Origin of the sequence: Cedecea neteri NBRC 105707 = ATCC 33855 (genome assembly GCF_001571265.1) — a bacterium.
Lineage (GTDB): Bacteria > Pseudomonadota > Gammaproteobacteria > Enterobacterales > Enterobacteriaceae > Cedecea > Cedecea neteri.
The window spans coordinates 37857-52045 of record NZ_BCTL01000021.1 but is presented as its reverse complement, the minus strand read 5'-3'; the positions used below and the strand labels follow the sequence as shown (position 1 = coordinate 52045).

Below are 14189 nucleotides of genomic sequence, written 5' to 3'. Positions count from 1 at the left end.
ATATGGACTTTAGTCACCATCAATCTCATGTTTTATCATCATTCCGCCTCTTTTTAATCCGCATCGCCAGTGTAACCGATTACATAGCTGTGATTATCATCACACACTTTTGCCTTTCGCTGACCTACCCTTAAAACCGTCAAATCCGAATAACCCACGTGGAGGGCGTTATGCCTGACAATAAAAAATCCGGGCGCTCAAACAAAAGCATGACCTTTTTCGTCTGCTTCCTCGCCGCACTCGCCGGCCTGCTGTTTGGCCTGGATATCGGCGTCATTGCCGGTGCGCTGCCGTTTATCGCTAAAGACTTCGCCATCAGCTCACACACCCAGGAATGGGTGGTGAGCTCGATGATGTTCGGGGCTGCCGTCGGCGCCATCGGCAGCGGCTGGCTCTCCTTCAAACTGGGGCGAAAATACAGCCTGATGATCGGTGCCGTGCTGTTTGTGCTCGGTTCTCTGTTCTCGGCCTTTGCACCCAACGTTGAAGTGTTAATCATTTCTCGTGTTCTGCTGGGCCTGGCCGTCGGCGTAGCTTCCTACACCGCGCCGCTCTACCTGTCAGAAATTGCCCCGGAGAAAATCCGCGGCAGCATGATCTCCATGTATCAGCTCATGATAACAATAGGTATTCTGGGGGCTTATCTCTCTGATACCGCCTTCAGCTATACCGAATCCTGGCGCTGGATGCTGGGCGTGATCACCCTTCCCGCCCTGTTGCTGCTGGTTGGCGTGTTTTTCCTGCCGGACAGCCCGCGCTGGTTTGCCGCCAAGCGCCGTTTCCACGATGCTGAACGCGTGCTGCTGCGCCTGCGCGATACCAGCGCAGAAGCGAAACGTGAGCTGGAAGAAATCCGCGAAAGCCTGAAGGTCAAGCAGAGCGGCTGGTCACTGTTTAAGGACAACTCTAACTTCCGTCGTGCGGTCTTTCTTGGCGTGCTGCTGCAGGTCATGCAGCAGTTCACCGGCATGAACGTCATCATGTACTACGCGCCAAAAATCTTCGAAATTGCCGGGTTTGCCAACACCACACAGCAAATGTGGGGCACCGTGATCGTCGGCCTGATTAACGTGCTGGCGACCTTCATCGCTATCGGCCTGGTGGATCGCTGGGGGCGTAAACCTACGCTGGTGCTTGGCTTCCTGGTCATGGCCGTTGGGATGGGCGTGCTGGGCACCATGCTGCACATCGGTATTCACTCTCAGGGCGCGCAGTACTTCGCGATTGCCATGCTGCTGATGTTTATCGTTGGCTTCGCCATGAGCGCAGGCCCGCTGATTTGGGTACTGTGCTCCGAAATCCAGCCACTCAAAGGGCGTGATTTCGGCATCACCTGTTCCACCGCCACCAACTGGATTGCCAATATGATCGTCGGCGCCACCTTCCTGACCATGCTGAACACGCTGGGCAACGCCAACACCTTCTGGGTTTATGCGGCGCTGAACCTGTTCTTCATCGTCCTGACGCTGTGGCTTATTCCTGAGACAAAACACGTCTCGCTGGAACACATCGAACGTAACTTGATGAAAGGCCGTAAATTACGCGAAATCGGCGCGCACGACTAAGCCCGAATGGCCCTTCCCGGTAGCGGGAGGGGCTTGCACCGCGCTTCCCGCCCCATTATTCTCTGCCGTTATGAAAGCCCCCCGACTCCCCATAGCCATCCAGCAAGCCGTGATGCGCTGCCTGCGTGAAAAGCTCCAGCAGGCCAACTCGCATTTAGGCACCCATTATCCTGAGCCCAAAATGGTCTATCAGCAGCGCGGCACAGCGGCCGGAACCGCCTGGCTGGAAAGCTACGAAATTCGCCTCAATCCAGTGCTGCTGATGGAAAATCAGCAGGCTTTTGTGGACGAAGTTGTGCCCCATGAACTGGCTCATCTGCTGGTCTGGAAGCATTTTGGCCGCGTTGCCCCTCACGGCAGAGAGTGGAAATGGATGATGGAAACCGTGCTTGGCGTGCCCGCTCGCCGCACCCATCGGTTTGAAGTGGATTCGGTACGCAAAAATACCTTCCCCTACCGCTGCCCCTGCCAACAGCATCAGCTCACCGTGCGCCGCCACAATCGGGTTCTGCGTGGCGAAGCCGAATATCGCTGCACTCATTGCGGCCAGTTATTAAAACCCGACGTTACAACCCCATGTAATTAATCATTTATTTCTGGAATTTTTACGCCATCGCCGATTGAAACTGGATATCCGATCAGTTAGGGTGCGGGCACGTTTTAGTAAGGATTCTAGAAATGTCTCGCAAAATTTCTTGGGCTGTTGCATTCGTTGCAGCCCTCAGCTCGCTTCCCGCATTCAGCACCGGTATCAACAGCTTCGCCCAGGCCAAAACCGCAGGCGTGAAGGTCAACGCCGATGCCCCGGGCGACTTCTACTGCGGCTGCAAAATCAGCTGGCAGGGTAAAAAGGGCATCCCGGACCTTGAGTCCTGTGGCTATAAAGTGCGGAAAAACGAGAACCGAGCCACCCGCATTGAGTGGGAGCACGTCATGCCGGCCTGGCAGTTCGGACACCTGCTGCAATGCTGGCAGGACGGCGGGCGTAAAAACTGCGCCAAAGATCCGGTATACCGCAAAATCGAAAGCGATATGCACAACCTGCAGCCTGCGGTTGGAGAGGTTAACGCAGACAGAAATAACTTCATGTACAGCCAGTGGAACGGCGGTGAAGGGCAATATGGCCAGTGCGCAATGAAGGTTGATTTCAAAGATAAAGTAGCCGAACCGCCGGAGCGTGCGAGAGGCGCAATTGCGCGCACTTATTTCTACATGCGCGACCAGTACCAGCTTTCGCTTTCACGCCAGCAGACCCAGCTTTTCCAGGCCTGGGACAAGCGCTATCCGGTCAACGACTGGGAATGCGAGCGGGATGAACGTATTGCGAGAGTCCAGGGCAATCATAATCCATATGTGCTGCGGGCTTGCCAGGCGCGAAACAGCTAACCTACACTAGCGGCAATTCTTTATTTGCTGTGACGAACATCGCCCCCCAGGTCCACAGAGAAAGGGGCGGAAAATCCCTTCTCCCTTTTTGGGAGAAGGTCAGGATAAGAGCCAACTCCTGCAGCGCAACTAACCGGAACTAACTTCATGCGTATACCCCGCATTCATCATCCTGAAAATCTTTCCGTTGGCCAGGACGTTGCCCTGAGCGAAGATGCTGCTAACCACGTTGGACGAGTGCTGCGCATGGGCGCGGGCCAGACCATTCAGCTGTTCGACGGCAGTAATCAGGTGTTCGACGCGGAAATTGTGCAGGCGGACAAAAAAAGCGTGCGCGTAAAAGTGCTGGCGGGCAACGAAGACGACCGTGAGTCACCGCTCTGGCTGCATCTCGGCCAGGTCATGTCACGCGGCGAAAAAATGGAATTTACCATTCAGAAGGCCGTGGAATTGGGCGTGAACGTTATCACCCCATTGTTTTCCGAACGCTGCGGGGTAAAACTGGATGCGGAAAGGCTGAACAAGAAACTCCAGCAGTGGCAAAAGATTGCGATTGCTGCCTGCGAACAATGCGGCCGTAACCGGGTGCCAGAAGTTCGCCCGGCGATGGAGCTGGCAGACTGGTGTGCCGAGCAGGATGCGGCCCTAAAGCTCAATCTGCATCCGCGAGCCAGCGCCAGCATCAACACGCTGCCGCAGCCGGTCGAGCGCGTCCGTCTGCTGATTGGCCCGGAAGGTGGCCTGTCTGCGGATGAGATTGCCATGACCGCAGAGCACCAATTTACTGATATTCTGTTGGGACCGCGCGTTCTGCGTACTGAGACCACCGCGCTCACCGCCATCACCGCACTGCAGGTGCGCTTTGGCGACCTGGGCTAAAGGAGAACAACAATGATCAAGCTCGGCATCGTGATGGACCCCATCGCACACATCAACATCAAAAAAGACTCCAGCTTTGCCATGTTGCTGGAAGCGCAGCGTCGTGGTTACGAACTGCACTACATGGAAATGGCCGATTTGTATCTGAACAACGGCGAGGCACGCGCACGCACTCGCCTGCTCAGCGTCGAGCAGAACTACGACAAATGGTATGAGTTTGGCTCCGAGCAGGATATCGCTCTGGCAGACCTGAACGTCGTACTGATGCGTAAAGACCCGCCGTTCGACACCGAATTTATCTACGCGACCTACATTCTTGAGCGCGCAGAAGAGAAAGGCACACTGATCGTAAACAAGCCGCAGAGCCTGCGTGACTGTAACGAAAAGCTGTTTACCGCCTGGTTTGCCGACTTAACGCCGGAAACGCTGGTCACTCGCAACAAAGCGCAGCTGAAAGCCTTCTGGCAGCAGCACGGCGACATCATTATGAAACCGCTGGACGGCATGGGCGGCGCGTCTATTTTCCGCGTGAAGCAGGATGACCCAAACATCGGCGTTATTGCCGAAACCCTTACCGAACTGGGCACCCGCTACTGCATGGCGCAGAACTACCTGCCGGCCATTAAAGACGGCGACAAACGCGTGCTGGTGGTAGATGGCGAACCGGTGCCGTATTGCCTGGCGCGTATTCCGCAGGGCGGCGAGACTCGCGGCAACCTGGCCGCCGGTGGCCGCGGTGAACCGCGTCCGTTGACCGACAGCGACTGGGAAATCGCCCGCCGCGTTGGGCCTACGCTTAAGGCTAAAGGGCTGATTTTTGTTGGTCTGGATATTATCGGCGATCGCCTGACCGAGATTAACGTCACCAGCCCAACCTGCATCCGCGAAATCGAAGCCGAATTCCCGGTATCGATTACCGGTATGCTGTTCGACGCTATCGAAAAACGCCTCGCACACTAAGCACATCTGGCGGGTAGCAGCTACCCGCCTTCCCCTTCGAAGGCACGCTAGAGACCGGGTAGCCCGCCTTCCTTCATTAGTGGTAAGCTGGCCAGACTTCGCGCAGCCACTGCCGCTTTTATCAACCGGGATCAGAACCTCTGACAATGAATTTACAGCATCACTTTCTTATTGCCATGCCGGCTCTCCAGGACCCCTTATTTAAGCGTTCTGTAGTCTATATCTGTGAATACAACGATGAAGGCGCGATGGGGATTATCATCAATAAACCGCTGGAAAACCTGCAGGTGGATGGCGTTCTCGAAAAGCTAAAAATCGAACCGGACCCGCGCGACGCAACTATTCGCCTGGATAAGCCTGTTTTCATCGGCGGCCCGCTGGCGGAAGATCGCGGCTTCATCCTGCACTCGCCGCCGGACAACTTCGGCTCGAGCATTAGGATTTCCGACGACACGGTGATTACCACCTCTCGTGATGTGCTGGAAACATTAGGCACGGCCAAACAGCCGAAAGAGGTGATCGTTGCCCTCGGCTATGCTTCCTGGGAAAAGGGGCAGCTTGAGCAGGAGATCATGGAAAACTCATGGCTGACGGCACCCGCCTCATCTGAGATCCTGTTCCATACGCCCATTTCAGAGCGCTGGCGCGAGGCTGCCCGTCTGATTGGCATTGATATCCACACCATGCCAAGCGAAGCGGGGCACGCCTGATGAGCAGCGGAACGTTAATGGCTTTTGACTTCGGCACCAAAAGTATCGGCGTCGCTATAGGCCAGCGCATTACAGGCACTGCACGCCCGTTAACCGCGCTTAAGGCGCAGGACGGCACGCCAGACTGGAACGCGGTAGAAAAAATCCTGAAAGAGTGGCAGCCGGAAGAAGTGGTAGTCGGCCTGCCGCTGAATATGGATGGCACCGAACAGCCCCTGACGGCGAGAGCCCGCAAGTTTGCTAACCGGCTGCACGGCCGCTTTGGCGTGAAAGTCTCTTTGCAGGACGAGCGCCTGAGCACCGTCGAAGCCCGCGCAGGGTTGTTCGAACACGGCGGTTTCCGAGCTCTGAACAAAGGCAGTATCGACTCCGCCTCCGCCGTGATTATTCTTGAAAGCTGGTTCGAGTACCATCCGTGAAGAGCTTAACTGCCGGGCGTGTCGCGCCCTGCGTTCAGCAGTTCATGCCTTGCGGCAATTGCCAGAAAATGGCTGCGATCCCGGTAGCCTGACGAGGGTTGCTTAACGCGGGAATCGATACGCCGCAGCAGCGCGTCCGGCAGCATAATGTTTAACCGCTGCTGCTTTCCTTCCAGGGCGGATAGATCCACATCGACCAGCAGCCATTGCTGACAGTAGCTGTACTCCGGGTCTGCGGCATAAGCAAAAGGCCCGGCATCACAAAGCTGAGTAATGTCTTTTCCGCTCTCTACCATTAAATCCACTATCGACAGCACTGCGTCCTGCACCATCGGAGCGATATCCACCTGGCTATCTGCCGCCGATACGCAACCAAATTCATCGGTGCATAACGCGGGCACGACCAGGCCAAACGCTTCATTTTCAGTTGCGGGTAATTCCACACCAACAGAAAAAAACATCATTAACCTCCGGCTGTGCAGGCTAAATCCCTGCCATTTTGCGTATGGATTTGACAGTCCCGATGGGCAAATCCTTTTTGGGATGTGGAACGGGGAACGTTATTCCGGTTGCGGGCGACCACCAAATCCAGTGGCTGCCCCCAGAACGCCTGACGGGTTCACACCCTGCGGCCCTCAATTCCTTTATCAGCTCAGCGGAGGTCATCATGCTCTCCCTGAGTGATGATAAATATACACACCAATACACACAATGGCAATAAAAGCGTTCAAATTGTCGTCTCCCACGGCCCACCTACGGCTCGCTCATCCTCAGCAATCCTGCCTTCACGTTGTCGCTGAGCCTCACTCTGGGCAAAGCTTTGCATACCATGCTGCTGGCCGGTTTGCAGCACGCCAGGCAGTTGATGCGTCTTCCCTTCACGAATCAGGTTTGCCACCGCAGAGGTGTTAACCAGCAGTTCGTAAAGTGCCACCCGACCACCGTCACAAGACGGTACAAGCTTCTGCGCCAGCACGGCTTTCAGGCTCCCGGCAAGCTGAGTTTGAATCAGGCTTTTCTCCTGAGCAGGGAACACATCCACCAGTCGCTCTATCGCCTGTGCAGCGCCACGCGTATGCAAAGTCGCCAGCACTAAATGCCCAGTCTCTGCGGCGGTCAGCGCGAGGCCTATCGTTTCGCTATCACGCAGCTCACCCAGCAGAATGACATCGGGGTCTTCCCGTAAAGCGGCTTTTAGCGCCGAAGCGTAGCTTTCACAGTGCAGGCCTGGCTCCCGCTGTTGAATCAGACAACGACCAGAGGTGTGAATAAATTCGATGGGGTCTTCCAGCGTTAGCACATGGCCATCAAGATGCTGGTTGAGATGCTGTATCATCGCGGCGAGCGTTGTAGACTTCCCGCTCCCGGTGGCCCCGGTAATCAGTATCAGCCCTTCGCTTTCCCGCAAAAGCGTCTTCAGTTGGGGCGGCGCGCCAAGCGTATGCAGGTCCGGGCAAGAAGACGCCAATAATCTAAGCGCCAGCGAATAACCTTCCTGATGGCGAAAAGCGTTGCCGCGTAGCCTGATGCCGTTCACGAGCGTAAGAGAAAAATCGAGCTGGCCAGCGTGGCTAAGCTGCAACTTTTGCTCTTCACTGAACCATCTGTTGAGAACCTCTTCGACTTCCGGCACTTTCTCCGGACAGACTTCGAGCCTGCCACACTTTCGCCAGCGTGCCGCCTGGCGCGCGCACAGGTGTAGATCGGACACATTATGCTTTACACTAAGGGCCACAATTTCTTCGATATCCATATCACTTCCAACGATCATGAATGAGATAGCGCACAATCTGGCACAGGTACATGGGAAAATCTCAGCCGCTGCGGCACGTTGCGGCAGAAGCCCCGAAGAAGTGACTCTGCTTGCGGTCAGCAAAACAAAACCTGCGAACGCCCTCGCAGAAGCAATTGCTGCCGGGCAACGCGCCTTTGGCGAAAACTATGTGCAGGAAGGCGTGGATAAGATTCACCACTTCACTGAACAAGGTGTAAAAGGGCTGGAATGGCACTTTATCGGGCCGCTGCAGTCGAACAAAAGCCGCCTCGTGGCGGAAAATTTTGACTGGTGCCATACCGTCGATCGGCTAAAGATTGCCAGCAGACTCAGCGAACAACGACCGCCAACGCTGCCGCCGCTAAACGTGCTGATTCAAATTAATATCAGCGACGAAAACAGTAAATCCGGCATCGCTTTAAATGAGCTGGAGCAATTGGCTGCTGAAGTGGCGGCCTTACCGGGGCTAACGCTGCGGGGCTTGATGGCCATCCCTGCGCCAGAACCGGACTACGAGCGCCAGCTTGCCGTTTGCCGCAAAATGGCAGAGTCCTGTGAGGCACTCAAAGACCGTTTTACCACGGTCGATACGTTATCTCTCGGCATGACCGATGACATGGAAGCCGCGATTGCCGCAGGCAGCACCATGGTGCGCATTGGAACCGCTATTTTCGGCGCGCGGGATTATTCCGCGCGTTAATCACCATCATTCTTGAGGAAAACCATGCTAACGTTGACTTTCCTGGTCAAAACCCTGATTGAGCTGTACGTAATGGTGCTGCTTATCCGTATCTGGATGCAGTGGGCACGCTGTGATTTCTACAACCCGTTTGCCCAGTTCATTGTCAAGGTCACCCAGCCTGTCGTCGGGCCACTTCGCCGCGTGCTGCCATCCCTGGGCCCAATTGACACCTCATCCCTGCTGGTGGCATTTATTCTCACCACGCTGAAATTCCCTATTCTGCTGCTGATCCAGTCCGGCGGGGTGTCGCTCGATCCGTTAAACTTACTCATCGGCGTGCTGTCGCTGCTGAAATCAGCCGGTACTCTGGTGTTCTGGGTGATCATCGTTCGTTCCCTGATGAGCTGGATAAGCCAGGGCCGCAGCCCTATTGAATACGTGCTCATGCAAATGACCGAGCCAATGATGGCGCCGATTCGCCGCATTTTACCGGCAATGGGCGGGCTTGATTTCTCAGCCATGGTGGTCATTCTTATCCTTTATGCGCTGAACTACCTCGGTATGGACCTGTTCCCTGGCCTCTGGTACGCCATTTGAGTGCTGTCACTCAGCTGCCTGACGGGCTGGTTTTGCGGCTGTATATTCAGCCCAAAGCCAGCCGCGACAGCCTGGTCGGTGCGCATGGCGACGAGCTAAAAGTCGCCATCACCGCGCCACCGGTAGACGGGCAGGCCAACGCTCACCTGGTAAAATATCTGGCGAAACAATTCCGGGTAGCGAAAGGTCAGGTGGTGATTGAGAAAGGCGAACTTGGTCGCCATAAACAAGTTAAAATTATCGGCCCGCAGCAGATCCCGACGGAAGTCGCGGCATTGATTGCCCCCCTCGAATAACACAGGACTGACAATGCAAAAAGTCGTATTAGCTACCGGTAACGCCGGTAAAGTGCGTGAACTCGCCAATCTGCTGGCGGATTTTGGCTTTGATGTGGTCGCGCAAACCGAGCTGAGCGTGGAGTCTGTAGAAGAGACCGGTCTGACCTTTATTGAGAATGCCATTCTCAAGGCTCGCCATGCGGCCAAAGTGACCGGACTTCCGGCGTTGGCCGACGACTCAGGCCTGGCAGTGGATGCCCTGGGCGGCGCACCGGGTATCTACTCCGCGCGCTATGCGGGCGAAGATGCCAGCGATCGGCAGAACCTCGAAAAACTTCTGGAAGCGCTGAAAGACGTACCGGACGAAAAACGCCAGGCTCAGTTCCACTGTGTGCTGGTCTATATGCGTCACGCAGAAGATCCAACGCCGCTGGTGTTTCACGGCAGCTGGCCGGGTGTAATTACCCGCGCGCCAGCCGGACAAGGTGGCTTTGGCTACGATCCTATTTTCTATGTTCCGTCCGAGGGGAAAACCGCGGCGGAACTGACCCGCGATGAAAAGAGTGCAATTTCCCACCGTGGGAAAGCGCTGAAACTGTTACTGGAAGCAATGCGTAATGGCTAATTTGCCACCTCTTAGTCTCTACATTCACATCCCCTGGTGCGTGCAGAAGTGCCCGTACTGTGACTTCAACTCCCACGCGCTGAAAGGCGACGTGCCGCACGACGAATACGTGAGCCATTTGCTGCGCGATCTCGACCGCGACGTGGCGCTTGCTCAGGGGCGTGAGGTAAAGACTATTTTCATCGGGGGCGGTACCCCAAGCCTGCTGTCCAGTGAAGCGATGCAAACGCTGCTGGACGGCGTGCGCTCACGCCTGAAGCTGGCGGATGACGCTGAAATCACCATGGAAGCTAACCCTGGTACGGTTGAGGCTGACCGCTTTGTTGGCTACCAGAAAGCTGGCGTGAACCGCATTTCTATCGGCGTACAGAGCTTTAGCGAACCTAAGCTAAAACGCCTGGGCCGTATTCATGATGCGGGCGAAGCCAAACGTGCGGCTAATCTGGCAAGCGGCCTGGGCCTGCGCAGCTTTAACCTTGACCTGATGCACGGCCTGCCAGACCAGTCGCTTGAAGAAGCCTTGGACGATCTGCGCCAGGCCATTGAACTGAACCCACCGCATCTGTCCTGGTATCAGCTGACCATCGAGCCGAATACGCTGTTTGGCTCACGCCCGCCGAAGCTGCCGGATGACGACGCGCTGTGGGATATTTTCGAGCAGGGCGACAAGCTGCTCACCGCCGCAGGCTACCAGCAATATGAAACCTCCGCCTATGCGAAACCAGGCTACCAGTGCCAGCACAACCTGAACTACTGGCGCTTTGGCGACTATCTTGGCATTGGCTGCGGTGCGCACGGTAAAGTCACCTTCCCGGACGGGCGAATTATGCGCACGGCGAAAACGCGCCATCCGCGTGGCTACATGGAAGGAAAGTACCTCGACCGCCAGCATGACGTTGAGCAGGCAGATAAGCCATTCGAGTTCTTTATGAACCGTTTCCGCCTGCTGGAAGCCGCGCCGCGCAGTGAATTCACGCTTTATACCGGTTTAGATGAAGCCACGATTCGCCCGCAGTTGGATGAGGCGCTGGCGAAAAACTACATGACTGAGACGGATGAGTACTGGCAGATAACCGAGCACGGGAAGCTGTTTTTAAATTCCCTGCTGGAGCTGTTTTTAGCCGACGAAGCGTAAGTTTCTACCCTCACCCCGGCCCTCTCCCAAAGGGAGAGGGGGAAACAAGCGGTAGCGAATTTTTTATCCCCTCTCCACGCTCGGGAGAGAGTTAGGGTGAGGGGAAAATTACTTCAGCGAACCTACAAGCCCTTTGCGCTGATTTTCCAGCGACACAACCCGGTTACATACCTCGTGGCCGAACTGTTCAAAATCAGCCTGCTGATTATTCCACTCGTTCTGAACCGCAGTTTGCAGGCCACCCAGATTACCCAGCACGTTCTGCAGCGGGTTGCCGCCGCTTTTCAGCACCGCCTGCGCGCCCATTTCATTAATGCTGTCCTGCAGAATGCCGCCCATCGCCTGATTTACCAGCTGCTGGCCATCGGCTCTCACCTGATCGACCGCTTTATAGTGGAACGTCAGCCCATCCTGGCGGCGCTCAATAATCCGGTTCATCTGCTCTTTTAACTGGGCATCCAGCTTGGTCAGACGATTGCGCATGCTGCTGCTCTCCCCGACCTGTTTAGCAATAATGCCGTCCAGCGCTACGCGGCTTTTCTCTACGCGAGAGCGGGCACCGTTATCGATCCACGGTAAATCCGTGCGAAGGGCTTTCTGGTAGTTCAACGCCTGCTGGCGCTGAGCGGCGGTCAGCGTCTTCTGAACACCGTTGTATTTCACGCTGCCGTCAGGTGCGATCACCAGATTGCCGTTCTCGCCCACAACCTGAACGGACTGCGGGTTAATGACCACGTCATCGCGTGGATTGGCGCTGCACTGGTAGTCCGCGTGTGCCGAAGCGGCGGTGACCAGCAGCGCGCCTAAAAGAACCTTACGGATCATATTTTCTCCTGAAAAATCAGCGCCTGAAAAAAAGGCTGGTTAGTTAACCAGCCTGTTTTTTGTTAAAGCTTAATCCCACCAGACGTCGAACAGATCGCTGATGCGAACATCTTCGAGCTTGCGGTCTTCTAACCATTTACGCACCAGCGCCTGATGCTCTTCGGTGCATTTGCCAATCTCTTCCATGCACACCAGGCCTTCCCAGACCAGGTAACCGCTGCCGTCAAACGCCAGCTTGTTCGGCGCAATCACTTCAGCGATCAGCTCGTCCACGGTTTTATCAATTTGCTCTTCGGAAGTGCCCTCCGGGAAGCGCCAGGCAATCGAGAACCCCAGTTCCTGGAACTCTTCGATGTGCATTTTCTTACGCAGACGACGGCTACGATTCTTTGCCATTATTTCACCCTCTCGAACATTAAGTCCCATACGCCGTGGCCAAGACGATGGCCACGTTGTTCAAATTTGGTCACCGGACGTGAGTCCGGACGCGGTACGTAGTCGTTACTCTCCGACTGGTTTTTATACCCTTCGATAGAGGACATCACTTCGAGCATATGTTCAGCATAAGGTTCCCAGTCGGTTGCCATATGGAACACGCCGCCCAGCTTCAGCTTACGCTTAACAAGATCAGCAAACGGTACCTGAACGATACGGCGTTTATTATGACGTGCTTTGTGCCATGGATCAGGGAAAAACAGCTGAACCATGTTCAAAGAATTGTCAGGAATCATGTTTTCCAACACTTCCACCGCGTCGTGGCACATCACGCGGAGGTTCTCCACGCCCGCCTCATGAGCGGTGCTCAGGCAGGCGCCGACCCCCGGCGAATGTACTTCAATGCCGAGGTAGTTGTGCTGCGGATTGGTTTCCGCCATGGTCACCAGCGAAGTGCCCATACCGAAACCGATTTCCAGCGTGACCGGCGCTTCACGGCCAAAAATCTCGCTAAAGTCGGCTGGTTCGGCCTGGAACTCAACGCCCATCACCGGCCAGTAGTTATCCAGCGCGTGCTGCTGGCCTTTTGTCAGACGCCCCTGGCGACGGACAAAGCTGCGGATGCGGCGCAGTACACGGCCTTCTTCATTAAATTCCGGTGAAATGACGTCATTCTTCATGGTTTTCTTAACGCTTCGCTTAGTGTTCGGGAAACGGGCATTATCCAAAGTTAAGGATGAGAAGCAAGTGGCAGAAAGTTCCGGTTTACAGCTTTACGCCTCTGTGCTGGAATCGGCTCCTTTATTACACCTTTGCCGGATATCCCGCGTTGACCATGCAAGCTCCTCAATTCTCCCAACAAGTCCTCGACTGGTACCACAAGTATGGGCGCAAAACCCTGCCGTGGCAGCAGGAGAAAACGCCTTATAAAGTATGGCTCTCTGAGGTGATGTTGCAACAAACCCAGGTCGCGACGGTGATCCCTTATTTTGAGCGCTTTATGACGCGCTTCCCTACCGTGAACGATCTGGCAAAAGCCCCGCTGGATGAAGTGCTGCATCTGTGGACCGGCCTGGGTTATTACGCCCGCGCGCGTAATCTGCATAAAGCCGCGCAGCAGGTTGCCGATAAACACGGGGGCGTTTTTCCACAAACGTATGAAGAAGTCGCCGACCTGCCGGGCGTTGGGCGCTCAACCGCAGGCGCGATTCTGTCTCTTTCGTTGGGCAAACACTTCCCTATTCTCGACGGCAACGTTAAGCGCGTGCTCGCACGTTGCTATGCCGTTTCCGGTTGGCCGGGTAAAAAAGAGGTCGAAAACCGCCTCTGGGAAATAAGCGAGCGAGTCACTCCGGCGCAGGGCGTAAGCCAGTTTAATCAGGCGATGATGGATCTGGGCGCGATGGTCTGCACGCGTTCAAAACCCAAGTGTGAGCTTTGCCCGCTGAGCAACGGCTGCGTGTCGTATGCTAATCACAGTTGGGCAAACTATCCCGGCAAGAAGCCTAAAGTGACGCTGCCGGAACGCACCGGCTATATGCTGATGATGCAGCATGGCGATGAAGTCTTCCTGGCGCAGCGTCCTGCAGTGGGGCTATGGGGTGGATTGTTCTGCTTCCCACAGTTTTCTGACGAACAGGAATTGCATAACTGGCTGGAGCAGCGCGGTATTCCGGCAGACAATCTCACGCAGTTAACGGCTTTCCGCCACACCTTTAGCCATTTCCATTTGGACATTGTGCCAATGTGGCTTCCGGTGTCGCCAATGGACGGCTGCATGGATGAAGGCCCCGCTCTCTGGTATAACTTAGGCCAGCCACCGTCTGTCGGGCTGGCGGCTCCCGTAGAGCGCCTGCTACAACAATTACGTGCCGAACCGGTTGCCTTAGCGCCCGTTCGCGCCGAAGAAGAGGAATAAT

General features: G+C 55.6%; 19 protein-coding genes. 13 read left to right on the top strand and 6 right to left on the bottom strand.

Annotated elements, in window-relative coordinates; translation table 11 throughout:
- The first annotated feature begins 170 nt into the window (after positions 1-170).
- The 7 genes from CNE01S_RS09950 (at position 171) to ruvX (ending at position 5919) form a co-directional block, all read left to right on the top strand.
- The gene (locus tag CNE01S_RS09950) at positions 171-1565 is read left to right on the top strand and encodes a sugar porter family MFS transporter (RefSeq protein WP_061275602.1); all 1395 of its coding nucleotides are present in this window, start codon (positions 171-173) and stop codon (positions 1563-1565) included.
- 70 nt (positions 1566-1635) lie between these two features.
- Positions 1636-2151: a SprT family zinc-dependent metalloprotease gene (locus CNE01S_RS09945; RefSeq protein ID WP_061275600.1), complete on the top strand. Its 516-nt coding sequence runs from the start codon at positions 1636-1638 to the stop codon at positions 2149-2151.
- A 92-nt stretch (positions 2152-2243) separates the two neighbouring features.
- The gene (endA, locus tag CNE01S_RS09940) at positions 2244-2951 is read left to right on the top strand and encodes a deoxyribonuclease I (RefSeq protein WP_061275598.1); all 708 of its coding nucleotides are present in this window, start codon (positions 2244-2246) and stop codon (positions 2949-2951) included.
- A 147-nt stretch (positions 2952-3098) separates the two neighbouring features.
- Positions 3099-3830 (top strand): 16S rRNA (uracil(1498)-N(3))-methyltransferase, encoded by a 732-nt coding sequence (rsmE, locus tag CNE01S_RS09935; RefSeq protein WP_061275596.1) that lies wholly within the window; start codon positions 3099-3101, stop codon positions 3828-3830.
- 12 nt (positions 3831-3842) lie between these two features.
- Entirely contained in the window at positions 3843-4790 is a 948-nt protein-coding gene (gene gshB / locus CNE01S_RS09930; protein WP_061275594.1) for a glutathione synthase, read from the top strand.
- A gap of 146 nt (positions 4791-4936) precedes the next feature.
- Positions 4937-5500: a YqgE/AlgH family protein gene (locus tag CNE01S_RS09925; protein WP_061275592.1), complete on the top strand. Its 564-nt coding sequence runs from the start codon at positions 4937-4939 to the stop codon at positions 5498-5500.
- Positions 5500-5919, top strand: a complete 420-nt coding sequence (gene ruvX, locus CNE01S_RS09920; RefSeq protein WP_008461550.1) for a Holliday junction resolvase RuvX — start codon at positions 5500-5502, stop codon at positions 5917-5919. The genes CNE01S_RS09925 and ruvX overlap by 1 nt, the downstream gene beginning before the upstream one ends.
- Before the next feature lie 5 nt (positions 5920-5924).
- Here ruvX and CNE01S_RS09915 read toward each other — a convergent pair whose 3' ends face one another.
- The 3 genes from CNE01S_RS09915 to CNE01S_RS09910 form a co-directional block, all read right to left on the bottom strand.
- The gene (locus tag CNE01S_RS09915; protein WP_061275590.1) at positions 5925-6380 is read right to left on the bottom strand and encodes a type II toxin-antitoxin system HicB family antitoxin; all 456 of its coding nucleotides are present in this window, start codon (positions 6378-6380) and stop codon (positions 5925-5927) included.
- 22 nt (positions 6381-6402) lie between these two features.
- Positions 6403-6585, bottom strand: a complete 183-nt coding sequence (locus CNE01S_RS24370; protein WP_072279126.1) for a type II toxin-antitoxin system HicA family toxin — start codon at positions 6583-6585, stop codon at positions 6403-6405.
- Between the two features lie 61 nt (positions 6586-6646).
- Positions 6647-7672 carry a type IV pilus twitching motility protein PilT gene (locus CNE01S_RS09910; RefSeq protein ID WP_061275588.1) on the bottom strand — a complete coding sequence of 342 codons (1026 nt, stop codon included), beginning with the start codon at positions 7670-7672 and terminating at the stop codon, positions 6647-6649.
- Positions 7673-7688: 16 nt separating this feature from the next.
- Between CNE01S_RS09910 and CNE01S_RS09905 the strand changes: the two genes are divergently transcribed.
- From CNE01S_RS09905 to hemW, 5 genes are read left to right on the top strand one after another with little or no spacing between them, the layout of a single operon-like run.
- Positions 7689-8393, top strand: coding sequence for a YggS family pyridoxal phosphate-dependent enzyme (locus CNE01S_RS09905; RefSeq protein ID WP_061275586.1), 705 nt, complete (start codon positions 7689-7691; stop codon positions 8391-8393).
- Between the two features lie 24 nt (positions 8394-8417).
- On the top strand, positions 8418-8972 hold the full coding sequence (locus tag CNE01S_RS09900; RefSeq protein ID WP_061275584.1) for a YggT family protein: 555 nt from the start codon (positions 8418-8420) through the stop codon (positions 8970-8972).
- On the top strand, positions 8969-9268 hold the full coding sequence (yggU, locus tag CNE01S_RS09895; RefSeq protein WP_061275582.1) for a DUF167 family protein YggU: 300 nt from the start codon (positions 8969-8971) through the stop codon (positions 9266-9268). Before CNE01S_RS09900 ends, yggU begins: the two co-directional genes overlap by 4 nt.
- 13 nt (positions 9269-9281) lie before the next feature.
- Complete coding sequence (locus CNE01S_RS09890) at positions 9282-9875, top strand: XTP/dITP diphosphatase (RefSeq protein ID WP_061275580.1); 594 nt, start codon at positions 9282-9284, stop codon at positions 9873-9875.
- The gene (hemW, locus tag CNE01S_RS09885; protein WP_061275578.1) at positions 9868-11010 is read left to right on the top strand and encodes a radical SAM family heme chaperone HemW; all 1143 of its coding nucleotides are present in this window, start codon (positions 9868-9870) and stop codon (positions 11008-11010) included. Before CNE01S_RS09890 ends, hemW begins: the two co-directional genes overlap by 8 nt.
- A gap of 108 nt (positions 11011-11118) precedes the next feature.
- On the opposite strand, the gene CNE01S_RS09880 is transcribed toward hemW, so the two are convergent.
- From CNE01S_RS09880 to trmB, 3 genes are all read right to left on the bottom strand, one after another.
- The gene (locus tag CNE01S_RS09880) at positions 11119-11835 is read right to left on the bottom strand and encodes a YggN family protein (RefSeq protein WP_061275577.1); all 717 of its coding nucleotides are present in this window, start codon (positions 11833-11835) and stop codon (positions 11119-11121) included.
- 69 nt (positions 11836-11904) lie between these two features.
- Positions 11905-12231, bottom strand: a complete 327-nt coding sequence (locus CNE01S_RS09875; protein WP_008461534.1) for a YggL family protein — start codon at positions 12229-12231, stop codon at positions 11905-11907.
- Positions 12231-12950 (bottom strand): tRNA (guanosine(46)-N7)-methyltransferase TrmB, encoded by a 720-nt coding sequence (gene trmB, locus CNE01S_RS09870; protein WP_061275576.1) that lies wholly within the window; start codon positions 12948-12950, stop codon positions 12231-12233. The genes CNE01S_RS09875 and trmB overlap by 1 nt, the downstream gene beginning before the upstream one ends.
- A 155-nt stretch (positions 12951-13105) precedes the next feature.
- Here trmB and mutY point away from each other — a divergent pair, with 155 nt between their 5' ends.
- A complete protein-coding gene (mutY, locus tag CNE01S_RS09865) occupies positions 13106-14188 on the top strand; it encodes an A/G-specific adenine glycosylase (protein ID WP_169799403.1) in 1083 nt (360 codons plus the stop codon).
- Position 14189: the final 1 nt, after the last annotated feature.